Genomic DNA, 22,593 nt, shown 5'->3' with positions numbered 1-22,593 from the left:
CATCATATAATCGCACCCCATTAATGGGGCAATGCGATGGCGCGGTAGGCTCCCCATCCTCCGACAAAAAACAAGGCGAACGACGCTACCCCTGCGGCGATACTCAAGCATTGGAATATGTAAGCAAACCGTAGCCATCGCTTCTTGGACGTGTCTTGAATAACATTGCCGAATCCATACTGCGAAAGGTATCTGAACGCGGTGGCCACACCACCTACGCCAGTGCCACCAGCGAAACAAGTCATTGCCCAGCCAACACTGGTTAGGAGTGGCGTACCCGGCTCCATCTTCCATTTGGTGATTGCATTTCCTGCGAATGCAAGCAATGCAACTGCCGCTCCTCCGTTAATGAGAATTGCGGACTTAAGAGCCGTCTGCCCCGCCTCAATCACCGCTTTGAACATCTCGACATTGAAAGTCGAGTGCGCCGAAAGCTGGGCCTTCCACACCTCCAGTTGGTGCTCGGCTTGCGCCTCCGTAAGTTGCGGCTGTGCTTGCTCTTGGCCCTCTGCCATCTCGAGCATGTTCTTCAAGTACGTTTTTAGATTGACGATTTCGATCAGTTTGAATCCTTGCGCCTCAACATCGTTGACTGCCTGTTGGAATTGTTTTACGAAGTCAGATGCCTTCATGGGTTCCTCTGAAAATGGGCAAAGAACAGCGAATTTTACGGGAATGAATGCTGAAAAACTCAATAAAATCAGAGGTCGGAAAACGTATAAAATTCCCGCATACAGGCTTGAAACCGTTGCTGCGTATGGGTAGATTGCTAGGATTGTGATTCCTGTCGTCGTGGGTTCGAGTCCCATCAGCCACCCCATATCGCTTCTTTCAGTTTTCCCCCTGCTGCTTTCCAATTTTTCACTTGCAAGTGTTTGAGTCGCACGCATGCGCGCTTGCGCAACGAAGCCTGCATTTACGCGTCCCTTGATCCCGATCCGACACCGGCCTCGAACAAAAGCTACTATTCGTGTCTGCCACCCAATACACGGGAAACACACGGGACTACGGGAGAACCCATGAACGTTGCCGATCTGGAAGGTCCGCTGCTCGACTATTGGGTCGCGCGCGTCGCGCAGCTACCGAAGCCGCGCGTCGACGACGGCTTTTGCTGGATCGAAGAGCCCGCGTGCGACGGCGATCCCGCCGGTGCACTCGAGGCTGCGTACGCGCCGTCGACGGACTGGACGCACGGCGGTCCGATCATCGAACGCGCGCTGATCTGCGTCGGCTATTCCGAGGCGCATGCATGGGGTGCCGGGCCGACCGGCGATGCACCGCATTTCCGCGCCTTTGGAGCGACGCCGCTCGTCGCGGCGATGCGCTTTTACGTCGCGAACCGGTTCGGCAGCGAAGTGCCCGACGAAGATCAACCGGCGGCTGTTTAACCCCACGCGTGTCATCCGGTATTGGCAGGCGCGTACCCCTTCGCGCGCACATCTCAAGCCCGCACCGCATGCTAGGATTCCTGAAGAATCCCCGCCGGGAGCCGAACATGTGGGATCGCATCGAGCACAACGGTTACGAAATCTGGGTGATGCCGGTTTTGGCCTACGGGCCGCCGGCGCCCAATACGCTGTGGCATTACACCGCCTATTTTTGCCGGCACGGCGCGGACGCGCATCTGGCGGGCCAGAGCACACGCTTCCAGGAAATGGTCACGACGTTTCGCAGCGAAGACGAAGCGCGCGATGCGGGCTATGCCGAAGGACGACGGCTCGTCGATATGGCGCCTCGCCGCGACCGGCCTCGTTTAGCCCATTGACGAAAAAAAACCCCGCCGAAAGTCGGGAGCGGGGCTGCGCATGACAAAGGTTCCTTGGAGATCAAGCGCAACACTACAGTATCCGCTTAAAAGTCTGATTTCAACCGTACAAAAATGACAAACTGTTACGAAACTGTGTGTTTCAGACGGCTTCGCGTCGCGATTTCGGCAGATTTCGTCTAATTCGCCCGTTTCCCACCGCGCGTGTTCGCCGCCTTCCCAGTTCGCTCGCCGCGCCGCGCGGGGTGCCCCTGTGTGTGCCCTGTGTGTGCCCCTAAGTCTTGCGGCGCAATGTGTGCCCCTAAGTCTTGCGGCGCAATGGCTCGAGTATCGGCTTGAGCCCGTTGTGATCGATCTCCTGCATCAGCGCCAGCAACCGTCCGATTTCGCCGGGCGGAAAGCCTTGCCGCGCGAACCAGTTCAGATAGTGGCCCGGCAAATCGGCAATCACGCGATCCTTGTATTTACCGAACGGCATAACGCGCGTGACCAGCAGCTCGAGGTCTTCGGGCTTCATCGCGCGGCTCCGGTGCGGGACGGGCGATGCCCGCTCACATGCTCGCCGGCGCGCGCATCGAGCCCGAACACGTCGAAGATCGAAGCGAGCCCCACCACGGAAACAAGCAGGAAAGCCACGCTGAAATCGGCATTCGTCACCGACTGCGCGCCGTGCCCATGAAGCCATGCGGCAACGCGCAGCGCGATCGCGCCGAGCGCGACGCCCATGCCGATCGTCAACTGCTGGACCGTGCTCGATAGCGTCGATGCGCCGCTCATCTGCTGCTTCGGCACATCGGCGAAACTGAGCGTGTTGATCGCGCCGAACTGCAGCGAACGCACGAGACCGCTCGCAAACAGCACCGCGACGATGATCCAGTACGGCGTTTCGGCGGTGAGCAGGCTCATCGCGGCAAGCGACAAGGCGGCCAGCACGCCGTTGACGAGCAGCACGGAGCGAAAGCCGTAGCGGCGCATCACCTGCGACGTGACGAGCTTCATCGACAGGTTGCCCGCGAATACCGCGAGCGTCAGCAGCCCGGAACGGAACGCGTTCATGCCGAAGCCGAGCTGGAACATCAGCGGCAGCAGAAACGGCACCGCGCTGATCGACACGCGAAACAGCGACCCGCCCGCCATCGATGCCGCGAACGTCTTGACGCGCAGCGCGCTCAGCTCGATAACCGGATGCGCGGTGCGCCGCACATGAAAGAGGGCGGCCGTGCCCGCCACGAGTCCAATGGCGAGAAAGGCGAGCGCTTGCGGCCAGCGCGTATCGACGCGGCCAAGCAACTCCATCGCGTACATGACCGCCGTGCCCGACAGCCCGCACAATATGAAGCCCAGCACGTCGAACGGCCGCCGCCCGGTGCTGCCCGCCGCGTGGATAAAACGCCACGCCAGCACGATGCCGATGAGCCCGAGCGGCAGATTCACATAGAAGATCCAGCGCCACGACGAGTAGGTCGTGATAAATCCGCCGAGCGGCGGCCCGATGACGGGCGCGACGAGCCCCGGCCACGTGACGAACGCGATCGCCCGCATCAGCCCGTCTTTTGGCGTCGCGCGCAGCACGGCGAGCCGCCCGACCGGCACCATCATCGCGCCGCCGATGCCTTGCACGACGCGCGCCGCGGTAAAGCTGACGAGGCCGTCGGTCATGCCGCACATGACCGACGCCGCGGTGAAGACGGCGAGTGCCGCGGTGAACACGTTGCGCACCCCGAAGCGGTCCGCGGCCCAGCCGCTGATCGGAATGAACACCGCGAGGGTTAGCAGATACGACGTGATGCCGATCGAGAGATCGACCGGATGCACGCCGAATGAGCGCGCCATCTGCGGCAGGGCGGTGGCGATGATCGTGCCGTCGAGATTCTCCATAAAGTACGCAGCCGCGACGAGCATGACAATCAGGGTGGAGTCTTCTGAACGGGCGGCGGCGGTCGGCGAATCTGACATCGGGTAACGCTCCGGGGCGGCGGGAAGCAGAGTGGGGTGAACGCTCGGGGCGACATTCTACTGATCGCAACGGTTTTCGTCGTCTTCGCATGCAGCCATATCGCATCGCACACGGCGATCTATCGACGCAACGCGATGCGCCTCGCGCACTGCTCATCGCCGACGGGCATCGCATGAGATAATCACGGATTCGCAGAATCCGTGCGCGCGGGTACCCCGACTACGCACGGAAATGCCCTTTATTCGCGTGTCCAAATTGAAAAGTCTGCTTGCGCCGCTCGACGAACTCGCGCGCTTCGATGAAATTATCGACGTGCGCACGCCGCTCGAATTTGCCGAAGATCATATTCCGGGCGCATTTAATGCACCGGTGTTATCGAACGAGGAGCGCGTGATCGTCGGCACGATGTATAAGCAAGTGTCGCCGTATGAAGCGACGCGCCATGGCGCCGCGCTCGTATTACGCAATATTGCTCACCATCTGGACACCACCTTCGCCGACCGGCCGCGCAACTGGCGTCCGCTCATCTATTGCTGGCGCGGCGGCAAGCGTTCCGGATCGATGACAACGCTGTTCAACATGATCGGCTGGCAGGCGCGGCAACTCGATGGCGGCTACAAGACGTACCGGCGCTCGGTGCTCGACAGGCTCGCGACGCTGCCGCAGCGGTTCGACTACATCGCGCTCGTCGGTCATACGGGCACCGGCAAGACGCGGCTTTTGCACGCCTTGCGCGACGCGGGTGCGCAGGTGCTCGAACTCGAAGGGCTCGCATGCCATCGCGGGTCGTTACTGGGCGCATGGCCCGACCGGCCGCAGCCGTCGCAAAAGGCCTTCGATAGCGCGCTGATCGGCGCGCTTGCGCAATTCGACTCCGCGCGGCCGGTGTTCGTCGAATCCGAAAGCCGGCGCATCGGCGCGATCACCTTGCCCGATGCGCTGCTCGAACGCTTTCATCGGGGCGCATGCGTGGAGATTCGCGCGCCGCTCGACGAACGCGTGGCGTTCCTGCTCGAAGACTACGGCCATCTGTTCGACGACCGGGCCGGATTCCAGCGGCAACTCGCGCATCTGATCGGTCTGCACAGCCGCGAGCAGGTGATGCGCTGGCAGCAGATGATCGACAACGACGCACGCAGCGAACTGTTCCACGAACTGCTCGAGCGGCACTACGATCCCGCGTATCAGCGCAGCAGCCGGCAGCACTTCAGCGAGCTTGCGCATGCGCAGCAGTTCACGTTCAGGCCGATCGCCGGCGATACGCTTGACCAGGCGCGTGCACTGCTCGCGCAGTTATCGGTGTCGGTCAGCGCCGACGAGGCAAAGATGGCGCACGCATCGACGTAACCGATCAGGCGAGCGGCCGTCATAAGCGCGCCAACATAAGCGCCGACATAAGCGCCAACATAAGCGCGCCGACATAAGCAACCCAACAAGCACCAACAAAAGCAACCAGCAACATACGCATCAGAGGACGACCAGATGAATACCACGCGACAAGCCGCCCCGGCATCGGGATGGCTGATCTTCCTGCTGCTTGCGGTGGCGGGACTTTTTTATGTGAAGTGGTTTCCGTACTATCACCGCGCATTTACGGCGGCGTCGACGCACTCGATCGGCTCGTCGATCCTGATGGGCACGGCGGCGAGCCCGCCCGCGCCGTCGCTCGATGCGGCGCTCGGCTATGCGTGGGCGTACGGCAAGGCGATCTGGCAGGCGATGGTGCTGGGCCTGCTGCTCGGCTCCGCGGTTCAGGCACTGCTGCCCGCGCATTGGGTCGCGAAAGTGCTCGGCAAGACGGGCTTTGGCAGTGTGGCGGCAGGCGGCTTGCTTGCGATTCCCGGCATGATGTGCACGTGCTGCGCGGCGCCGGTCGTGGTCGGCTTGCGCGAGCGCCAGGCCTCGCCGGGCGGGGCGATCGCGTTCTGGCTCGGCAACTCGGTGCTCAATCCGGCCACGCTCGTCTTTATGGGTTTCGTGCTCGGCTGGCAATGGGCAGGCTTGCGGCTTGCATTGGGCCTATTGATGGTGTTCGGTCTCGGCTACCTCGTGAACCGGCTCGTGACGCCCGGTGAAGCCAGCGCGGCCGACGCGCGCCTCGCCGAACTGGCCGCGCGTCAACAGGACGGCAACGCTTTTGCCCGTTGGCTGACGATTCTCGCGCGCATGGCGGTGCGCCTCGTGCCCGAATACCTGGTGCTGGTTTTGCTGCTTGGCGCGGCGCGCGCGTGGCTGTTTCCGCAGATCGGGCCGGCGATCGGCAACGATATCGGCTGGATCGTGGCGTTCGCGGTCGCCGGCATGCTGTTTGTGATTCCGACGGCAGGCGAAGTGCCGATCATTCAGGCGATGCTGACGCTCGGCATCGGCGTCGGCCCCGCGGGTGCGCTGCTGATGACGCTGCCGCCGATCAGCGTGCCGTCGCTCGCGATGCTGGCGCGTTCGTTCCGGCCGCGCGTGCTCGCGATCGTCGCGGCGGCGGTGGTGGCATTCGGTATCGCGGCGGGGCTGCTGGCGGTAGGACTGGGCTTGTGAATGACGCGCTGCACGGCGGATGGCAGTGCCGGCAGGCGTTTGAAGGCGAGGCAGCGGGAAGGCGCAGGCAGGCATGTCGAATGGAAGCTACCGGGACGCCACCCGGGAAGCAATCCGCGGGACGCTACATCATCGCCTGGCGACATTGGGCGATGCGGCACGTCAAATGGTTTCAAACCCGTTTCAGGCCGTTTCAACAGTTTCAGCCGGTTTCAAGCCGCCTCATACGGTCGAATCTCGAACTACACTGGGTGGAGCCGGGGCGGCCAGGGGCGGCAGATTGCCGGTCGGCAATCCGGTAGGCGATTATTCACAGTCAAAAGACGATCGAATTCAGGACAGACGCATGGCGCAACAGAAGACCAATCCGAAGCTCGAGCAGGCGCTCACGCGTGGAGACCTCGCGATCCGCCAGGCCAATTCCGCGCGTGCCACCGCCTTGCTGCGGGCGCTTGGCAAGATGATCGTCGAGGCATCGGCGACAATCGGCGTCGAGGCATCGACATCGATTCCGGACGGCGACCGCATCTACGATCCGGACGAAGGCGTGTGGCCGCAAGCCTTGCTGGTCTCGCTCGACGGCCCCGTCGACGAGGCCGATCCGGACGAAGTGCGCACCGTACGCCTGCTGGCCAACGATCCGGGCACCGTGTTTCGCGTCGAGTGGCACCGTGCGGACGGCAAGATCGGCCGACAGGAAGGCGGGCCGTTCGCCACAGTCGCATTTATTTCCGACGTCGATATCCCGTGGTCGGACGACGAAGACTGAGGCCAAGGCCCGGACCAGGGGCAGGGCGATCCGCCGCGGGGCGCTTACCGCATCATCCGGCGGCGCAACAGCACCGCTGAGATCAGAAACGGCACGATCGCGTAGATCGCGAGCACGGCAACGTGCAGCGCGGCGTCGTCGATTGGCCGCGCGAGCATCGCGGGGCGGATCAGGTCCACCGCATGCGCGAGCGGCAGCAGCTGGGTCGCGTATTGCGCGGCGGGCGGCAGTTGCGATACGGGAAAGAACACGCCGGAGAGCAGCAGCATCGGCGTGAGCGCGAGCGTCTGATAGAACATAAAGAAGTCGTACGAGGGCGCGAGCGCGGTGACGATCATCGCGAGACTCGCGAACGAGAGGCCCGCGAGCGCGATGACGGGCAAGGCGACGAGCGTCGCCGGAAATTCGGCGTAGCCGAGCAGACCCGCCACGATCAGAATGGCCGTGCCGGACAGCACCGATTTGCTCGCCGCCCAGATTACCTCCCCGAGCACGATATCGCCGAGCGTGAGCGGCGTATGCATGATCGCTTCCCACGTGCGCTGCACGTGCATTCTTGAAAAGCCCGAATACATCGACTCGAAGCTCGCCGACATCATCACACTCGATGCGACCGTGCCTGCCGCGAGGAACGCGATATACGACACGCCGTCGACGCGCCCGACCATCAGCCCGAGCCCGAAGCCGAGGCCAAACAGATAGATCATCGGATCGGCCAGATTGCCGAACATCGACGCGAGCGCGAGCTTGCGCCACACGAGGTAATTGCGGCGCCACACCGCGACCCAGTTCAGCGCATTGGCGGGCAGCGCCGCGAAGCGTTCGCGCGCGGGCTCGAGCGGGTGGTCGGGCGTGTCGTATGAGCGGGCATCCATGGTCGATGAGTCCTGCCTGGTTCTGATACTTTGATTCTGCTGCTTTGACTGTACTGCCTTTAATCCAGCTGCTTTTTAATCCTGCATCTCGCGGCCGGTGAGCCGCAAGAACACGTCTTCGAGATTCGCGGGGCGATGCAGATAGCGCACGTCATCGCGCTGCTTCAACCGCGCATGCACGGGTTGCGGATCGTCGACATAACAGAAGAGCGTCTCGCCGCTGATGTCGATACGCGTGGCGAACGGCGCGAGCGCATCGCGCAGCGCCAGCGGATCGGGTCCGTAGACTTCGATCACGTCGCAGCCGATCTCCGATGCAATCAGCTCTTTCGGCGCGCCCTCGGCGATCTTGCGGCCTTCCTCGATCACACAAAGCCGGTCGCACAGGCGTTCCGCTTCTTCCATGAAGTGCGTGGTCAGAAGAATCGTTTTGCCGCGCGAGAGCAGCGAACGCAGCCGCTCCCAGATCAGGTGGCGCGCTTGCGGATCGAGGCCCGTGGTCGGCTCGTCCATGACGAGCACGTCGGGGTCGTTGACGAGCGCCCGCGCGAGCGTGAGGCGCCGCTTCATGCCGCCCGACAGTTCGGCGACACGCGCATCGGCCTTGTGCTCGAGCCGCGCGAATTCGAGCAGCGACGGTACGAGTTCGCGCGTTTCCCGGCTGTTAAGGCCGAAGTAACGGCCGAACACGAGCAGATTCTCGCGAACGGTAAAGTCCGGGTCGAGATTGTCGAACTGCGGAACCACGCCGATGCGTGCGCGAGCGATGCGCGCACGCGCCGGGATCGGTTCGCCGCATAGGCTGATCGTGCCGGCATCGGGCGCGGCGATGCCGAGCAGCATGCGCAGCGTCGTTGTTTTGCCGGCGCCGTTCGGACCTAGCAGACCGAAACATTCGCCGACCCGCACATCGAACGACAGTCCGTCGACGACCTTCCTGCCGGCGTAACGTTTTTCGACTCGATGAAATTCGATCGCGGCTTCGGGCATGGGCGCAGAGTCCGGTAACGACGGTTGATTCGACAAAGATTACGGCTGCCGGGGTTGATGGCCAGGCGAAGACAGTGCAACGAAACAACGGACGACGAACGGCAAGCAGCAGCGAAGAGCGGCGAACAGCGGCGAACAGCAAACGCGGCCGCGTGTCCAACGCAGTGAAGCAGCCGTTCACAAGCGGCCCTTGCGAAGCGTTGCCTATTCTAGGCCACGTCTTCGGGCGCCGGACAGCCGCCCCACACGAGCCCCGGGCATTTGTGCCCCGGGTTTTCGCACCCCGGGCATTCGTGCCCCGGATTCTCGTGCGGTGCGGCATACGGCGTCGAACGTGCTCGGGCGCACTTAGCGTTTTCCATCCCTTGCAAGCGCAATTGCGGCGCACCATGATTGACTCGACGTCCGCGATCGGCGCGGAAGGGAGAACGACAATGGCCAGCTACCAGAAAATTCTGCTGTGCTACGACGGCTCGCGCGAAGGCCGCAAGGCGCTGCGTTGCGGTGCGGATCTGGCATTGGACCTGAAGGCGCAGACGCATCTGCTGTCGGTGGTCGACATGCGCTCGAGCATCGCGCAAAGCGCGGGCCTGCTAACCGATGTGGCGTGCGGCAGCTTCGAAAAGACCGCGCGCGACATCCTGCAGGAAGGCGTCGACTGGCTCACCGAGCGCGGCGTCAGGGCGCAAGGGCATTTCGCGTTCGGTCATCCGATCGATGAAATCGCGGCGCTCGCGGAAGAACTGAAGGTCGATCTCGTCGTGGTCGGTCATCGCTGCCGGCATGGACTTTCACGATGGTGGATGGGCGCAGGCAACACGCCGCTGCTCGATCGCGTGTCGTGCAGCATTCTCGTTGCGTGTTCGTCGCCCGACGAGGAGCAGCCGGCCGCGGCGGCATGACACTTGTGCCGGCGCGACCCGCACGGCTTACTCGCCGAGATCGACTCCCGCAAGCTTCCAGGTGAAGAGGCCTTCGCGACGGAAAATCGCGGCGTAGCGTGTGTCGCCGACGCCATGCCGATACGTGACCACGAACTCGTTGATGCCGCGATACCCGGCCGTGGTCTGGGGTGGCCGCGGTGGCTGCGGTGGCTGCGGTGGCTCGAGCGGCGTCGAGCTGTTCTCAGCCGATGGCGCTGACACAGCCGGCGCCGCCGGTGCGGCAGGCCCGCCGCCGCTTGACGAAGCAGCGGGTGCATCCGGCGGCGCCGGCGGCCGTTCGCCGGATTCACCGCGCGGCGGGATCCCGTTCAGCAACGCGGCGACGCCGTCCGGCGTCGCATAGGCATCGACGAGCGGCCCGATCAACGCAACGCCGATCATCGCGCCCAGCGCGGCGAGCGGATTGCCATGGCTTTCCGCGCCGATTCTGCGTCTAAGCAAGGCGCCGAGCTGATCCTTGAGACTCTCTCGGAACGCCGGGAAATCGACATATTCGTTGACCGTTGCCGCATCGCGCGTATCGGCTGCGCGCTTCAGGCGGTCGAGCGCGATATACGGCGATGCATAGGCGAAGGCCAACGCAATCAGAACAACGATGACAACGAGCGTGACCAGCACGGACCGCCTGATGCTGCCGCGCATCTTGTGATTCGTGCCGTGTTTGATGTGAAGACGGACGGTGCGATGACCGATGCAGCCATTTATCGCGCGCTTTGCGCGGCTTGTGCGAACCATCATCGTGCGGGGCGTTCCTTCAATGGGTTGAACAGGGCGGTTTAACGTGGACCCCATTCTCGCTGAAACGATCCCGCACTCTCCTCTACCTCACCGCGTCTCGCTGGTTGGTGACATGCGCGTAGGCGACACGCGCGTGCGCGATGAACGAGCAGGATCAGGCCGCTTGCGCGTGTTCCTCTGCGATGCAGCGGTCGATCATGTTGCACACCGCATCGACGGTGCCGACCATGATGAGACGCGACGGCCCGTGATAAACGCGCACCGGCGCGCGGCGCGCGGGCTCGGCATTGAGCGCGGCGTTCAGCGAAACGCGCGCAAACGCAGGCAACGACGACGGCAGCGACGCGTGCTGCGATGGTGCGTCAGCGTCAATGAGCGACCGCTCATGCTCATCGAAATCGAACAGCGAAGCGGTACGCGGTGCATGCATCGCGTCGAGCACGGCGCACGGCACGAGGTTGCGCAAGTGGCGCAGACGGCCGAACTGGCGGAAGGGCAGCAAGCGGGCGAGGCGTTCCATGAATCTCTCCAGACGGTATTCGGATACTGAGCGGGAACTGAGCGGAAACTGAGCGCAAACTGAGTAGAAAACTCAGCGGAAGCGCTGTGCTAAATCAGCGGGAAATCAGAATTCACCTGGCCGGATCAGCCCGACCGCGATGCCTTCGAGCGCGAAATCCGCGCTGCCGGCTTCGACGAAGATGTTTTCGTAATCGGGGTTCTCAGCGATCAGTTCGATGCCGTTGGGCCGGCGCTTCAAGCGCTTGACCGTGACGTCGTCGCCGAGACGCGCAATGATGATCTGGCCGTCTTTCGCCTCGCTGCGCTTTTGCACCGCGAGCAGGTCGCCGTCGAGAATGCCTGCGTCGCGCATCGACAGACCGCGCACCTTCAGCAGATAGTCGGGCTTGCTCGAGAAGAGCGCCGGGTCGCATGCATAGTGCTGCGCGATGTGTTCCTGCGCGAGGATCGGGCTGCCTGCCGCGACGCGGCCGACGAGCGGCAGCGACAGTTGCATCAGTGCCGCATGCGGCAGCGTGAACTGATGGGGCGCATCGTCCTGGCCGGCGAGCAGCCGGATACCGCGCGACGCGCCGGCCGCGAGTTCGATCACACCTTTGCGGGCCAAGGCACGCAGGTGCTCCTCCGCCGAATTCGCCGAGCTGAAGCCCAGCTCGGCCGCGATTTCGGCGCGCGTGGGCGGGAAGCCCGTGCGCTCGATTGCGCGGCGGATCAGATCGAAAACCTGCTGCTGTCGTGCGGTGAGTTTGGTCATGGCGCCACTGTATGGATAAACAGGTGACTGTATTTTTATACAGTATCGGGCGCTTTTCAAGCTTTACTTTAAGTTCGCCCCGCAACGCGCCAGTCATCTGCCGCAAAAACACCGTTCGACGGCGCCCCGACAGCGAAATCCGTGTCCGAACGCCGCATCCGGCCGTCATTACCACTTTTGCGTATTAAAAAATGAAGAAACATTATTTTTAATGATGAAGCGCGACGGATAGACTGGCCGCAAATCGATATCAGGCCCGGCGGATAAGCAAATCGCTGGGCCTGGAAACACCGGAACGCGGAGAGAACATGGTCTATCGGACTACGGGGTTGGCAGGAAACGTGGCGCAGCGCGCGAGAAAATTCTTCGCTTCAATGGCCATCGGTGCGGCCGCGGTGCTCGGTCTGGCCGCACAGGCGCATGCTGATACGACGCTTCTCAATGTGTCGTACGACCCGACGCGCGAGTTGTACCAGGATGTCAACGCGGCATTCGGCAAGCAATGGAAAGCGCAGACGGGCGAGTCGGTCACCTTCAAGCAGTCGCACGGCGGCTCGGGCGCCCAGGCGCGCTCGGTACTCGACGGCCTGCAGGCCGACGTCGTGACGCTCGCGCTCGCCTACGACATCGACGCGCTCGCGAACAAAGGTCTGATCGACAAGGACTGGCAGAAACGTCTGCCCGAGAACGCCTCGCCGTACACCTCGACGATCGTGTTCCTCGTGCGCAAGGGCAATCCGAAGCACATCAAGGACTGGGACGATCTGATCAAACCCGGCGTATCGATCGTCACGCCGAACCCGAAGACGTCGGGCGGTGCGCGCTGGAACTACCTGGCCGCGTGGGCATACGCGTTGCATCAGCCGGGCGGCAACGAGCAGAAAGCGAAGGAGTTCGTGTCGAAGCTCTACAAGAATGCGGGCGTGCTCGATTCCGGCGCGCGCGGCGCGACGACGAGCTTCGTGCAACGCGGTATCGGCGACGTGCTGATTGCGTGGGAAAACGAGGCGTTTCTGTCGATCAAGGAGTTCGGGCCGGACAAGTTCGAGATTGTGGTGCCGTCGGTCAGCATTCTCGCGGAGCCGCCGGTCGCGGTGGTCGACAAGGTGGTGGAGCGCCATGGCACGCGCAAGCTCGCGGACGCGTATCTGAAGTTCCTGTATAGCGAGGAGGGGCAGGAGATCGCGGCGAAGAACTTCTATCGTCCGCGCTCGAACAAGGTGCCCGCGGCGCTGACCGATAAGTTTCCGAAGCTTAAGCTCTACACGGTCGACGATACGTTCGGCGGCTGGACGAATGCGCAGAAAACGCACTTTGCCGACGGCGGCGTGTTCGATTCGATTTACTCGCCGCAGTAGTTTCAGTGACTGCAACCGATGCAGTCAGGCAGGCGCGCCTTCGGGCGCGCTTTTGAGCTTGTAACCGAAGCGCGCGTTTTCGTATGCGCGCCATGCGCGCGGTGACGCGCGCGATCCGGCAAGACTTTTGAAAGAGTACCCAGCATGACGACGTTGACCTTCCGCAAGCCGAGCGCATTGCCGGGTTTTGGCCTGACGCTCGGCATCACGGTGGCTTATCTGAGCCTCGTGGTGCTGATTCCGCTTGCGTCCACGTTTCTGAAAACGGCGACGCTCGACTGGAGCCAGTTCGTGCGCGCGGTCACCTCGCCGCGCGTGCTGGCGTCCTATCGGCTCACATTTTCCGCGGCGCTCGGCGGCGCGTTGATCAACGCCGTGTTCGGTTTTCTCGTCGCGTGGGTGCTGACGCGCTATACGTTTCCGTTCAAGCGCATCGTCGATGCGATCGTCGATCTGCCGTTCGCGCTGCCAACTTCGGTGGCCGGTATCTCGCTTGCCGCCGTCTATGCGGGCAACGGCTGGATCGGCCGGTTTCTGGAACCGCTGGGCCTCAAGATCGCGTTCACGCCGCTTGGCGTGCTCGTCGCGTTGACGTTTATCGGCTTGCCGTTCGTCGTGCGCACGGTGCAGCCGGTGCTCGAGGAGTTCGAACGTGAGCAGGAGGAAGCGGCGGCATGCCTGGGCGCATCGCGCTGGCTGACCTTCCGGCGCGTGATATTGCCGGCGGTGTTTCCCGCGCTCCTGACCGGCTTTGCGCTCGCCTTTGCGCGCGCGCTCGGCGAATACGGCTCGGTCATCTTTATCGCGGGCAATGTGCCGATGAAGTCCGAGATCACGTCGCTGCTGATCATCACGAAGCTCGAGCAGTACGACTACCCGGGCGCGACGGCAATCGCGGTCGTGATGCTGGTGGTGTCGTTCATCATGCTGCTGCTAATCAATACGCTGCAGTGGTACTTGCAGCGACGCACGAGCCGCAGCGCGTCGGCGCCGCCGACGGCGCCAGGCCTTGCACTGGCGTCAGCAACGCCGGACGGAGGTGCGCGATGAGCGACGAATCCGTCGTGCTGTCGAACACGCGGCGTGCGGCGGCGAAGGCCGCGCGTGTCGACGGTCCGGTTACCGAGCCGCGCGCGATCCGCTGGATTCTGACCGGCATCGCGTTGCTGTTTCTTGTGCTGTTTCTCGTGGTGCCTTTGGCCGCGGTGTTCTATCAGGCGCTCAGCAAAGGTTTCGCGTTCTACTTCGAATCGCTGGCCGACCCCGATGCATGGTCCGCGATCAAGCTCACGCTGCTGACCGCGGCGATCGCGGTGCCGTTCAATCTCGTGTTCGGGCTTGTCGCATCGTGGTGTATCGCGAAGTTCGAGTTCCGCGGCAAGGCGCTGCTCACGACGCTGATCGATCTGCCGTTTTCGGTCTCGCCCGTTATTTCAGGCTTGATCTATGTGCTGCTGTTCGGCGCGCAGGGCTGGTTCGGCCCGTGGCTGCAGGCGCACGATGTGCAGATCGTCTTCGCGGTGCCCGGCATCGTGCTCGCAACGGTATTCGTCACGTTCCCGTTCGTCGCGCGCGAACTGATTCCGCTGATGCAGGCGCAAGGCACCGACGAAGAAGAAGCCGCGCACGTGCTCGGCGCGTCGGGCTGGCAGATATTCCGCCGCGTGACGCTGCCCAATGTGAAGTGGGGCCTGCTGTACGGCGTGATTCTGTGCAACGCGCGGGCGATGGGCGAGTTCGGCGCGGTGTCGGTGGTGTCGGGCCATATTCGCGGACAGACCGACACGATGCCGCTGCACGTCGAAATTCTCTACAACGAATACAACTTCTCGGCGGCATTCGCCGTGGCGTCGCTGCTCGCGTTGCTCGCGCTCGTGACGCTCGGCCTCAAGCTGCTTGCCGAACGGCATCTGTCAGCGGACGTATCGTCCGTGCATGCCGGCGCGCATGCTGCCGCGGCATCCGGCATCGCGGGCGCAGCAGCGCCGTCGAGTGCGGCCGCCGGCCGCCAGGTCCAATAAGGAGCGCTTCAGATGGGCATCACCGTTCGTAATTTGCGTAAGCGTTTCGGCGACTTCACCGCGCTCGACAACGTATCGCTCGACTTTCCCCCCGGCGAGCTGGTCGCGCTGCTCGGGCCGTCCGGTTGCGGCAAGACCACGCTGTTGCGCGTGATCGCCGGCCTCGAGTTCGCCGACGACGGGCAGGTCGTGCTGCAAGGACAGGACGTCGCCGAGGTCCGCGCGCGCGAGCGCCAGGTCGGCTTCGTGTTCCAGCATTACGCGCTGTTCCGGCATATGACTGTGTTCGAGAACGTCGCGTTCGGCCTGCGCGTGAAGCCGCGCCACGAGCGGCCGTCCGAAGCGGCGATACGCGAGAAAGTGCATGAACTGCTCAAACTCGTGCAGCTCGACTGGCTTGCGCCGCGCTATCCGTCGGAACTGTCGGGCGGGCAGCGGCAGCGTATCGCGCTGGCGCGCGCGCTGGCGGTCGAACCGAAGGTGCTGCTGCTGGACGAGCCGTTCGGCGCGCTCGATGCGAAAGTGCGCAAGGAACTGCGCGGCTGGCTGCGTCGCCTGCACGACGATCTGCATATCTCGACGATCTTTGTCACGCACGATCAGGAAGAAGCGCTCGAAGTGGCGGACCGGATCGTCGTGATGAATCACGGGCATGTCGAGCAGGTCGGCAGTCCGCAGGACGTGTACGACCATCCGCAGACGTCGTTCGTCTACGAGTTTCTCGGCGCGGCGAACCGTCTTTCCGGCAGCGTCGACCGGCATGGTTTTGTTGCCGACGGCGCCGGGCAGCCGATCGCTGTCGATGCGGGCTTCGAGGGGCCGGCGCTCGCGTATGTGCGTCCGCACGATCTCGTGCTGTACCCGCGGGCCGCGGGCGGGCATCGCGATGGCATCGCGTTGGGCGTGCGGCGTGTGGTGACGCTCGGCGGGTCGGTGCGCGTCGAACTCGAAGGGCTTCGGAGCGGTGCGGGAGCGGGCGCAGCGGCGCCGGACGGGCGCGCGCCATCGGTGCTCGAAGCGGAGCTCGACCGCGAAGCGTGGCGCGAATTGCAGCTTGCGGTCGGCGATGCGGTGACCGCGGTGCCGCGTTCGCTGCGCGTGTTCCCGGCCAGGACCTGAAAAAACAGTGGAGACAAACACATGAACTTCCAGCAGTTGCGCTTCGTGCGCGAGGCCGTGCGCCAGAACATGAACCTGACCGAAGTCGCGAACGTGCTGTACACGTCGCAGTCGGGCGTGTCGAAACAGATCAAGGACCTCGAGGACGAACTCGGCGTCGACATCTTCATTCGTCGCGGCAAGCGGCTCACGGGGCTCACGGAGCCGGGCAAGGCCGTGCATCAGCTGATCGAGCGGATGCTGCTCGATGCCGAAAACCTGCGACGCGTCGCACGGCAGTACGCGGACCAGGACAACGGCCACCTCGTTGTCGCGACGACGCACACGCAGGCGCGCTACGCGCTGCCGAAAGTGATCCGCCAGTTCACCGACGTGTTTCCGAAAGTGCATCTCGCGCTGCGCCAGGGTAACCCGCAGCAGATCGCGCAGATGATCATCAACGGCGAAGCGGATCTCGGCATTTCGACCGAGGCGCTCGACCGCTACCCCGATATCGTCACGTTCCCGTGCTATTCGTGGCATCACGTCGTCGTCGTGCCCAAGGATCATCCGCTCGTCGGCCGCGCGAACCTGACGCTCGAAGAAATCGCCGAATATCCGATCGTCACCTACGACCAGGATTTCACGGGCCGCTCGCATATCGATCAGGCGTTCACGAAAGTCGGCGCGATGCCCGATGTCGTGCTGACCGCGATCGACGCGGACGTCATCAAGACCTATGTCGAACTCGGCATGGGCATCGGCATCGTCGCGGCGATGGCGTTCGATCCGAAGCGCGACAGCGAACTCGTCGCGCTCGATACGCAGCATCTGTTCGAAGCGAGTACGACGCGCGTCGGCTTGCGCAAGGGCGCGTTCTTGCGCGCTTACGCGTACCGGCTGATCGAGATGTTCGCGCCGCAGTTGAGCGAAGCGGAAATCGCGGCGCAATTGCGCGAGGCGGTTTAAGCGCGGGCTTCGCTTATGGCGTTTGGCGTTGAACGCCTGGCGTTCGGCTTCGACCGAGGCGGCGCATCGCTTACAATCGCCCGCATGAATACCTCACCTTCCTCGCCTTCTTCCGCGCCGCCCAGGGCGTTGCCGCGCATCGCGGTGCTGGCGACCGGCGGCACGATCGCCGGCTCCGCACAGGACGCCACGAGCACGGCCGGCTACCAGGCCGGTGTCGTCGGCGTCGGGCAACTGCTGGCGGCCGTGCCCGCGCTTTCCGCGCTCGCGACCATGCACGCCGAGCAGGTGGCCAGCATCGACAGCAAGGACATGCCGCTCGCGCTATGGACAACGCTCGCGCAGCGTGTGAACGCACTGCTCGCGAGCGACGACATCGACGGCATCGTCATCACACACGGCACCGATACGCTCGAGGAAACCGCGTACCTGCTGCATCTGACTGTCAAAAGCGCGAAGCCTGTCGTGCTGACCGCGGCGATGCGGCCGTCGAGCGCGCTGTCGGCCGACGGGCCGTTGAACCTGCTCAACGCGGTTAGCGTCGCGGCGCACCGCGCGGCACACGGGCAGGGCGTGCTCGTCGCGTTCAATAACCGTATTCACGGCGCGCGCGACGTCGTGAAGACCAGCACGTTCGCCGTTGAAGCATTCCAGTCGCCGGAAGTCGGTGCGCTCGGTTGGGTGCAGGACGGACGCGTCGAGTTTCAGCGCGGCGTCATACGGCCTCATACGACGGCCAGCGAATTTGCGATTGAGTCGACGTCGAACGACGCGTGGCCCGCGGTCGAGATCGTCGCGAGTTATGCCGGCGCGACGCGCGTGATGGTCGATGCGCTTGTGAAAGCCGGCGTACGCGGCATTGTCGTGGCGGGCACGGGCAATGGGTCGATTCACGCAGCGCTGCAGCAGGCGCTTGCCGAGGCGGCCGCGCACGGCATTGCCGTCGTGCGTGCGTCGCGCGTCGGCTCGGGACATGTGATGCACAACGGCGCGGCAGCGGACGATGCGCTCGGCTTCGTCAGCGCGAACTCGCTCAATGCCTATAAGGCACGCGTGCTGCTGATGCTGGCGCTAGCGGCCGGCAACGCGGCGCCGGCAGCGTTGCAGCGCGTATTCGATCTTTACTGATTCCGTACGTGTTCTTCATACGCTCAGTGATGCGAACAAAGCGCAGCGCGTTGCGGTTGCGCTCGATTGTGAAATCCGACAGGCGGACACCCGACGACGACGTCTGACCGACCAAGGCTTCCCCGTCGCCGACGGGCGCCGCTGCGGACCCCACTGGCCGCTCTCAGCCCAGAGCGGCCTGATTTGTCCAGCCCGTCGCGTTGTGCGCTTCGAACCGGACGCCCCACAAGAGGGCTGTCGCTGCTGCGTGTTGCTGCGTGTTGCTGCCTGTTGCTTCATGTGGCCGCGGCTGCGACAGCCCGAGTCCTGCCGTACTGCCTTATCCGATACAGGAACGCTTTACGCCGCCTTCGCGTCGCTCGCGGGCGCCTGCGCGACCTCGAAGTTGCCCATGATCTCGAGCGCACGCACCATCGCCGAGTGATCCCACGCCTTGCCGCCGTTTGCCGCGCAGACGCTGAACAGTTGCTGCGCGCTTGCCGTATGCGGCAGCGCGATGCCGAGCTTGCGCGCGCCGTCGAGCGCAAGGTTCAGGTCCTTCTGATGCAGCTCGATCCGGAAGCCCGGGTTGAACGTGCGCTTCGTCATGCGCTCGCCGTGCACTTCGAGAATGCGCGACGCCGCGAAGCCGCCCATCAGCGCGCGGCGCACGCGTTCCGGGTCCGCGCCCGAGCGCGCCGCGAACAGCAGGGCTTCCGCGACCGCTTCGATATTGAGCGCGACGATAATCTGGTTGGCGACCTTGCAGGTCTGGCCGGCGCCGTTATCACCGATCAGCGTGACGTTCTTGCCCATCAGGTCGAACAGGGGCTTGGCCTGATCGAACGCCTTCTGCGGGCCGCCGACCATGATCGTCAGCGTCGCATCGCGCGCACCGATTTCGCCGCCCGACACCGGCGCGTCGAGGTAGTCGCAGCCGAACTCGTTGATCTTCTTCGCGAACGCCTGGGTTTCGAGCGGCGAGATCGAGCTCATGTCGATCACGAGCTTGCCCTTGGCGAGGCCCGCGGCGACGCCGTCAGCGGCGAACAGCACGTTCGCGACGTCCGGCGTGTCGGGCACCATGATCACGATCACGTCCGATGCCTGCGCAACGGCCGTCGAATCCTTGACCACGGTCGTCGTTTTGGTCAGATCGTCCGGCACCGGGTAGGCACCGTTCACAAACAGCGTGTGGCCACCCTTCAGAAGGTTGCGCGCCATATGCGCGCCCATGATGCCGAGGCCGATGAAACCGATCTTTGCCATTTACATACTCTCCGTGAAAGCTAGAAATTGGGGGGCTGCGATGTTTGCTGTGCTTACGCCGGCGCTTTCGCATGCTTGAACCAGCCGAGTCCTTCGGCGGTCGTCGTGCGCGGCTTGTATTCGCAGCCGATGTAGCCCGCGTAGCCGAGCGAGTCGAGCAGATCGAACAGGAACGGGTAGTTGATTTCACCGGTGCCGGGTTCGTTGCGACCGGGGTTGTCGGCCAGCTGGATGTGCGCGATCGACGCGAAGTTCTTCTTGATCGTCGCGGCCAGTTCGCCTTCCATCCGCTGCATGTGATAGATGTCGTATTGCAGGAACAGGTTGTCGGAGCCGACCGCGCGGATCACGTCGAGCCCTTCGGCGGAGCGGTTCAGCGCGAAGCCCGGAATATCGTACGAGTTGCACGGCTCGACGAGCAGCCGGATGCCTTCCTTCTTCAGCGCGGCAGCGGCAAAACGCAGATTCTCGACAATCGTCGCGCGCGCCTTGTCCGCATCGACGCCGGCCGTCGGAATGCCGACGAGGCAATTCAGTTGCGGCACCTTCAGCGCCTTCGCGTATTCGATCGCGCGGCCGACGCCTTCCTGGAACTCGCCGACCCGATCGGGCAGGCATGCGATGCCGCGTTCACCGGCTTCCCAGTTGCCGGCCGGCAGGTTGTGCAGCACGAGCTTCAGGCCGTTTTGCTGCAGGCGCTCGGCCAGCTCGGCGGCCTTGTACGGATACGGAAACAGGAATTCGACGGCATCGAAGCCCGCGTTGGCCGCGGCGGCAAAACGCTCGAGGAACGGTACTTCGTTGAACAGCATCGTCAGGTTGGCGGCGAATTTCGGCATTGTTTCTCTCTGGTCGGTCAGGTGGACAGCGTCCCGCGGGCGGTTTTCACAAACCGCCGCGACGGGCACGGCAAAAACAGAAGCAGACTGAGAAGCGCGGCGCGACGGCAATGCGCGCCGCGCGAGGGCGATACGCGCACTGCGCCGCCGCTCGCTGTTCGGCTCGATCCTCAATCGAGCGCGCTGAGCGCGCTGATCGAAGTCGGCGCATCCTTGTGCGATGCGGCCAGTTCCTCGAACTCGTTGACCGCGTCGATTTCCGCGCCCATCGAGATATTCGTCACGCGCTCGAGAATCACTTCGACGACGACCGGCACGTTGAACTCGGAGAGCATCGATTGCGCCTTCTTGAGCGCCGGCTCGATGTCTTCGGGCTTGAACACGCGCAGCGCCTTGCAGCCGAGGCCTTCGGCCACCTTCACGTGATCGACGCCGTAGCCTTCCACTTCGGGCGCGTTGATATTGTCGAACGACAGTTGAACGCAGTAGTCCATTTCGAACGCGCGCTGCGCCTGGCGGATCAGGCCCAGATACGAGTTGTTCACCACGACATGCACGTACGGCAGCTTGAACTGCGCACCGGCCGCGAGCTCTTCGATCATGAACTGGAAGTCGTAGTCGCCGGAGAGCGCGACGATCGGGCGCTGCGGATCGGCCGCACGCACGCCGAGCGCGGCCGGGATCGTCCAGCCGAGCGGGCCGGCCTGGCCGCAGTTGATCCAGTTGCGCGCCTTGAACACATGCAGGAACTGCGCGCCGGCGATCTGCGACAGGCCGATCGTGCTCACGTAGCAGGTGTCGCGGCCGAACACCTTGTTCATTTCTTCGTAGACGCGCTGCGGCTTGATCGGCACGTTGTCGAAGTGCGTCTTGCGCAGCATCGTGTGCTTGCGCTCCTGGCATTGCTCGACCCACGCGCCGCGATTCTTCAGCTTGCCGGCGGCCTTCCATTCCTTCGCGACTTCGACGAACAGCTCGAGCGCGGCCTTCGCATCGGACACGATGCCGAGATCCGGGCCGAACACACGGCCGATCTGCGTCGGTTCGATATCGACGTGCACGAACTTGCGGCCCTTCGTATAGACCTCGATGCTGCCCGTGTGGCGGTTCGCCCAGCGGTTGCCGATACCGAGCACGAAATCCGCGGCGAGCATCGTCGCGTTGCCGTAGCGGTGCGACGTCTGCAGGCCGACCATGCCGGCCATCAGCGGATGGTCGTCGGGAATCGCGCCCCACGACATCAGCGTCGGAATCACGGGCACGCCGAGCGTTTCGGCGAACTGCACGAGCAGGTCTTCGGCCGCTGCGTTGATCACGCCGCCGCCCGAGACGATCAGCGGCTTTTCCGCATCGTTGAGCATCTTCAGCGCCGCTTCGATCTGTGCGCGCGTCGCCTTCGGCTTGTAGACCGGCAGCGGTTCGTAGGTGTCGATGTCGAACTCGATTTCGGCCACTTGCACGTCGACCGGCAGGTCGATCAGCACGGGACCCGGGCGGCCCGAGCGCATCAGATGGAATGCCTGCTGGAACACGCGCGGCACGAGCGCCGGCTCGCGCACCGTGACGGCCCACTTGGTGACCGGCTTCGCGATCGATTCGATATCGACGGCCTGGAAGTCTTCCTTGTAAAGGCGCGCGCGGGGAGCCTGGCCGGTGATCGCGAGAATCGGAATCGAGTCGGCCGATGCCGAGTAAAGGCCCGTGATCATATCGGTGCCCGCGGGGCCCGACGTGCCGATACAGACGCCGATATTGCCGGGCGCGGCGCGCGTGTAGCCTTCGGCCATATGCGAGGCGCCCTCGACGTGGCGCGCGAGCACGTGGCTGATGTTGCCCGCCTTGCGCATCGCGGAATAGAACGGATTGATCGCGGCGCCGGGTACGCCGAAGGCGGTGTCGATCCCTTCTTTTTCAAGTACGAGTACGGCTGCGTCGACGGCTCGCATTTTGGCCATGAGTGTCTCCTCGGGAGGTCCTGCAAAGTGGGAAATGGGGCGTTCCCTGAACTGTAGGCGCGCACCAAAGGTTTGATAAGATCGGTTTGGGTCGCTTATTCCGATACAAAAAGTATTGAATCGGTTTT

23 protein-coding genes and 1 tRNA gene are annotated in these 22,593 nt (G+C 63.7%); 13 read left to right on the top strand and 11 right to left on the bottom strand.

Translation table 11 applies throughout. The features are described from left to right. Positions 1–20: 20 nt before the first annotated feature. On the bottom strand, positions 21–632 hold the full coding sequence (locus tag ACYPXD_RS22055) for a hypothetical protein (RefSeq protein WP_459715924.1): 612 nt from the start codon (positions 630–632) through the stop codon (positions 21–23). Between the two features lie 115 nt (positions 633–747). Between ACYPXD_RS22055 and ACYPXD_RS22050 the strand changes: the two genes are divergently transcribed. The 3 genes from ACYPXD_RS22050 to ACYPXD_RS22040 all read left to right on the top strand — a co-directional run bounded on the left by ACYPXD_RS22050 (position 748) and on the right by ACYPXD_RS22040 (position 1,765). Beyond that, positions 748–820: transfer RNA gene (locus tag ACYPXD_RS22050), tRNA-Ser, on the top strand. A 199-nt stretch (positions 821–1,019) separates the two neighbouring features. Further along, a complete protein-coding gene (locus tag ACYPXD_RS22045) occupies positions 1,020–1,388 on the top strand; it encodes a phage protein NinX family protein (protein WP_459715921.1) in 369 nt (122 codons plus the stop codon). A 107-nt stretch (positions 1,389–1,495) separates the two neighbouring features. Next, positions 1,496–1,765: a hypothetical protein gene (locus tag ACYPXD_RS22040; RefSeq protein WP_459715918.1), complete on the top strand. Its 270-nt coding sequence runs from the start codon at positions 1,496–1,498 to the stop codon at positions 1,763–1,765. Between the two features lie 301 nt (positions 1,766–2,066). On the opposite strand, the gene ACYPXD_RS22035 is transcribed toward ACYPXD_RS22040, so the two are convergent. Further along, positions 2,067–2,282 carry a DUF3820 family protein gene (locus ACYPXD_RS22035; RefSeq protein ID WP_075157372.1) on the bottom strand — a complete coding sequence of 72 codons (216 nt, stop codon included), beginning with the start codon at positions 2,280–2,282 and terminating at the stop codon, positions 2,067–2,069. Continuing rightward, positions 2,279–3,751 carry an MFS transporter gene (locus tag ACYPXD_RS22030; protein WP_459716717.1) on the bottom strand — a complete coding sequence of 491 codons (1,473 nt, stop codon included), beginning with the start codon at positions 3,749–3,751 and terminating at the stop codon, positions 2,279–2,281. The genes ACYPXD_RS22035 and ACYPXD_RS22030 overlap by 4 nt, the downstream gene beginning before the upstream one ends. A 226-nt stretch (positions 3,752–3,977) precedes the next feature. Between ACYPXD_RS22030 and mnmH the strand changes: the two genes are divergently transcribed. From mnmH to ACYPXD_RS22015, 3 genes are all read left to right on the top strand, one after another. Continuing rightward, the gene (gene mnmH, locus ACYPXD_RS22025) at positions 3,978–5,069 is read left to right on the top strand and encodes a tRNA 2-selenouridine(34) synthase MnmH (RefSeq protein WP_459716715.1); all 1,092 of its coding nucleotides are present in this window, start codon (positions 3,978–3,980) and stop codon (positions 5,067–5,069) included. 135 nt (positions 5,070–5,204) lie between these two features. Next, the gene (locus tag ACYPXD_RS22020; RefSeq protein WP_459715915.1) at positions 5,205–6,257 is read left to right on the top strand and encodes a permease; all 1,053 of its coding nucleotides are present in this window, start codon (positions 5,205–5,207) and stop codon (positions 6,255–6,257) included. A gap of 346 nt (positions 6,258–6,603) precedes the next feature. Continuing rightward, positions 6,604–7,026 carry a hypothetical protein gene (locus ACYPXD_RS22015; protein WP_459715912.1) on the top strand — a complete coding sequence of 141 codons (423 nt, stop codon included), beginning with the start codon at positions 6,604–6,606 and terminating at the stop codon, positions 7,024–7,026. Positions 7,027–7,070: 44 nt separating this feature from the next. Here ACYPXD_RS22015 and ACYPXD_RS22010 read toward each other — a convergent pair whose 3' ends face one another. Continuing rightward, positions 7,071–7,901 carry an ABC transporter permease gene (locus tag ACYPXD_RS22010; RefSeq protein WP_459715908.1) on the bottom strand — a complete coding sequence of 277 codons (831 nt, stop codon included), beginning with the start codon at positions 7,899–7,901 and terminating at the stop codon, positions 7,071–7,073. Positions 7,902–7,976: 75 nt separating this feature from the next. Then, on the bottom strand, positions 7,977–8,891 hold the full coding sequence (nodI, locus tag ACYPXD_RS22005) for a nodulation factor ABC transporter ATP-binding protein NodI (protein WP_459715904.1): 915 nt from the start codon (positions 8,889–8,891) through the stop codon (positions 7,977–7,979). Positions 8,892–9,325: 434 nt separating this feature from the next. Between nodI and ACYPXD_RS22000 the strand changes: the two genes are divergently transcribed. After that, positions 9,326–9,793, top strand: a complete 468-nt coding sequence (locus ACYPXD_RS22000) for a universal stress protein (protein ID WP_459715901.1) — start codon at positions 9,326–9,328, stop codon at positions 9,791–9,793. A 27-nt stretch (positions 9,794–9,820) separates the two neighbouring features. Here the strand turns inward: ACYPXD_RS22000 and ACYPXD_RS21995 are convergent, their stop codons facing one another. From ACYPXD_RS21995 to lexA, 3 genes are all read right to left on the bottom strand, one after another. Further along, positions 9,821–10,477: a DUF2939 domain-containing protein gene (locus ACYPXD_RS21995; RefSeq protein WP_459716713.1), complete on the bottom strand. Its 657-nt coding sequence runs from the start codon at positions 10,475–10,477 to the stop codon at positions 9,821–9,823. Positions 10,478–10,727: 250 nt separating this feature from the next. Next, on the bottom strand, positions 10,728–11,093 hold the full coding sequence (locus tag ACYPXD_RS21990) for a hypothetical protein (RefSeq protein WP_459715898.1): 366 nt from the start codon (positions 11,091–11,093) through the stop codon (positions 10,728–10,730). Between the two features lie 105 nt (positions 11,094–11,198). Next, positions 11,199–11,849 (bottom strand): transcriptional repressor LexA, encoded by a 651-nt coding sequence (gene lexA, locus ACYPXD_RS21985; RefSeq protein WP_075157363.1) that lies wholly within the window; start codon positions 11,847–11,849, stop codon positions 11,199–11,201. A gap of 308 nt (positions 11,850–12,157) precedes the next feature. Between lexA and ACYPXD_RS21980 the strand changes: the two genes are divergently transcribed. The 6 genes from ACYPXD_RS21980 to ACYPXD_RS21955 all read left to right on the top strand — a co-directional run bounded on the left by ACYPXD_RS21980 (position 12,158) and on the right by ACYPXD_RS21955 (position 18,423). After that, positions 12,158–13,207, top strand: a complete 1,050-nt coding sequence (locus ACYPXD_RS21980; protein WP_459715896.1) for a sulfate ABC transporter substrate-binding protein — start codon at positions 12,158–12,160, stop codon at positions 13,205–13,207. Positions 13,208–13,351: 144 nt separating this feature from the next. Then, positions 13,352–14,257, top strand: coding sequence for a sulfate ABC transporter permease subunit CysT (gene cysT / locus ACYPXD_RS21975; protein WP_459715893.1), 906 nt, complete (start codon positions 13,352–13,354; stop codon positions 14,255–14,257). After that, positions 14,254–15,228, top strand: coding sequence for a sulfate ABC transporter permease subunit CysW (cysW, locus tag ACYPXD_RS21970; RefSeq protein WP_459715891.1), 975 nt, complete (start codon positions 14,254–14,256; stop codon positions 15,226–15,228). Before cysT ends, cysW begins: the two co-directional genes overlap by 4 nt. 12 nt (positions 15,229–15,240) lie before the next feature. Next, positions 15,241–16,347 (top strand): sulfate/molybdate ABC transporter ATP-binding protein, encoded by a 1,107-nt coding sequence (locus ACYPXD_RS21965; RefSeq protein ID WP_459715889.1) that lies wholly within the window; start codon positions 15,241–15,243, stop codon positions 16,345–16,347. Positions 16,348–16,368: 21 nt separating this feature from the next. Continuing rightward, the gene (locus ACYPXD_RS21960) at positions 16,369–17,295 is read left to right on the top strand and encodes a CysB family HTH-type transcriptional regulator (RefSeq protein ID WP_219799863.1); all 927 of its coding nucleotides are present in this window, start codon (positions 16,369–16,371) and stop codon (positions 17,293–17,295) included. An 84-nt stretch (positions 17,296–17,379) separates the two neighbouring features. Then, positions 17,380–18,423, top strand: coding sequence for an asparaginase (locus tag ACYPXD_RS21955; protein ID WP_459715885.1), 1,044 nt, complete (start codon positions 17,380–17,382; stop codon positions 18,421–18,423). A 339-nt stretch (positions 18,424–18,762) separates the two neighbouring features. Here ACYPXD_RS21955 and ACYPXD_RS21950 read toward each other — a convergent pair whose 3' ends face one another. From ACYPXD_RS21950 to gcl, 3 genes are all read right to left on the bottom strand, one after another. Next, positions 18,763–19,671 carry a 2-hydroxy-3-oxopropionate reductase gene (locus ACYPXD_RS21950; RefSeq protein WP_459715883.1) on the bottom strand — a complete coding sequence of 303 codons (909 nt, stop codon included), beginning with the start codon at positions 19,669–19,671 and terminating at the stop codon, positions 18,763–18,765. Positions 19,672–19,724: 53 nt separating this feature from the next. Then, entirely contained in the window at positions 19,725–20,510 is a 786-nt protein-coding gene (gene hyi, locus ACYPXD_RS21945; protein WP_459715881.1) for a hydroxypyruvate isomerase, read from the bottom strand. Positions 20,511–20,680: 170 nt separating this feature from the next. Continuing rightward, a complete protein-coding gene (gcl, locus tag ACYPXD_RS21940; RefSeq protein ID WP_459715879.1) occupies positions 20,681–22,465 on the bottom strand; it encodes a glyoxylate carboligase in 1,785 nt (594 codons plus the stop codon). Positions 22,466–22,593 lie beyond the last annotated feature (128 nt).

Source organism: Paraburkholderia sp. 2C, from assembly GCF_054589215.1.
Note: the sequence above shows the minus strand (reverse complement) of the source record. Positions and strands in the feature narration are given on the sequence as shown.

Coding starts and splice junctions, on each gene's coding strand:
- ACYPXD_RS22055 (WP_459715924.1), bottom strand. CDS start 632: ATGAAGGCATCTGACTTCGTAAAACAATTCCAACAGGCAGTCAACGAT.
- ACYPXD_RS22045 (WP_459715921.1), top strand. CDS start 1,020: ATGAACGTTGCCGATCTGGAAGGTCCGCTGCTCGACTATTGGGTCGCG.
- ACYPXD_RS22040 (WP_459715918.1), top strand. CDS start 1,496: ATGTGGGATCGCATCGAGCACAACGGTTACGAAATCTGGGTGATGCCG.
- ACYPXD_RS22035 (WP_075157372.1), bottom strand. CDS start 2,282: ATGAAGCCCGAAGACCTCGAGCTGCTGGTCACGCGCGTTATGCCGTTC.
- ACYPXD_RS22020 (WP_459715915.1), top strand. CDS start 5,205: ATGAATACCACGCGACAAGCCGCCCCGGCATCGGGATGGCTGATCTTC.
- ACYPXD_RS22015 (WP_459715912.1), top strand. CDS start 6,604: ATGGCGCAACAGAAGACCAATCCGAAGCTCGAGCAGGCGCTCACGCGT.
- ACYPXD_RS22010 (WP_459715908.1), bottom strand. CDS start 7,901: ATGGATGCCCGCTCATACGACACGCCCGACCACCCGCTCGAGCCCGCG.
- nodI (WP_459715904.1), bottom strand. CDS start 8,891: ATGCCCGAAGCCGCGATCGAATTTCATCGAGTCGAAAAACGTTACGCC.
- ACYPXD_RS22000 (WP_459715901.1), top strand. CDS start 9,326: ATGGCCAGCTACCAGAAAATTCTGCTGTGCTACGACGGCTCGCGCGAA.
- ACYPXD_RS21995 (WP_459716713.1), bottom strand. CDS start 10,477: ATGCGCGGCAGCATCAGGCGGTCCGTGCTGGTCACGCTCGTTGTCATC.
- ACYPXD_RS21990 (WP_459715898.1), bottom strand. CDS start 11,093: ATGGAACGCCTCGCCCGCTTGCTGCCCTTCCGCCAGTTCGGCCGTCTG.
- lexA (WP_075157363.1), bottom strand. CDS start 11,849: ATGACCAAACTCACCGCACGACAGCAGCAGGTTTTCGATCTGATCCGC.
- ACYPXD_RS21980 (WP_459715896.1), top strand. CDS start 12,158: ATGGTCTATCGGACTACGGGGTTGGCAGGAAACGTGGCGCAGCGCGCG.
- cysT (WP_459715893.1), top strand. CDS start 13,352: ATGACGACGTTGACCTTCCGCAAGCCGAGCGCATTGCCGGGTTTTGGC.
- cysW (WP_459715891.1), top strand. CDS start 14,254: ATGAGCGACGAATCCGTCGTGCTGTCGAACACGCGGCGTGCGGCGGCG.
- ACYPXD_RS21965 (WP_459715889.1), top strand. CDS start 15,241: ATGGGCATCACCGTTCGTAATTTGCGTAAGCGTTTCGGCGACTTCACC.
- ACYPXD_RS21960 (WP_219799863.1), top strand. CDS start 16,369: ATGAACTTCCAGCAGTTGCGCTTCGTGCGCGAGGCCGTGCGCCAGAAC.
- ACYPXD_RS21955 (WP_459715885.1), top strand. CDS start 17,380: ATGAATACCTCACCTTCCTCGCCTTCTTCCGCGCCGCCCAGGGCGTTG.
- ACYPXD_RS21950 (WP_459715883.1), bottom strand. CDS start 19,671: ATGGCAAAGATCGGTTTCATCGGCCTCGGCATCATGGGCGCGCATATG.
- hyi (WP_459715881.1), bottom strand. CDS start 20,510: ATGCCGAAATTCGCCGCCAACCTGACGATGCTGTTCAACGAAGTACCG.
- gcl (WP_459715879.1), bottom strand. CDS start 22,465: ATGGCCAAAATGCGAGCCGTCGACGCAGCCGTACTCGTACTTGAAAAA.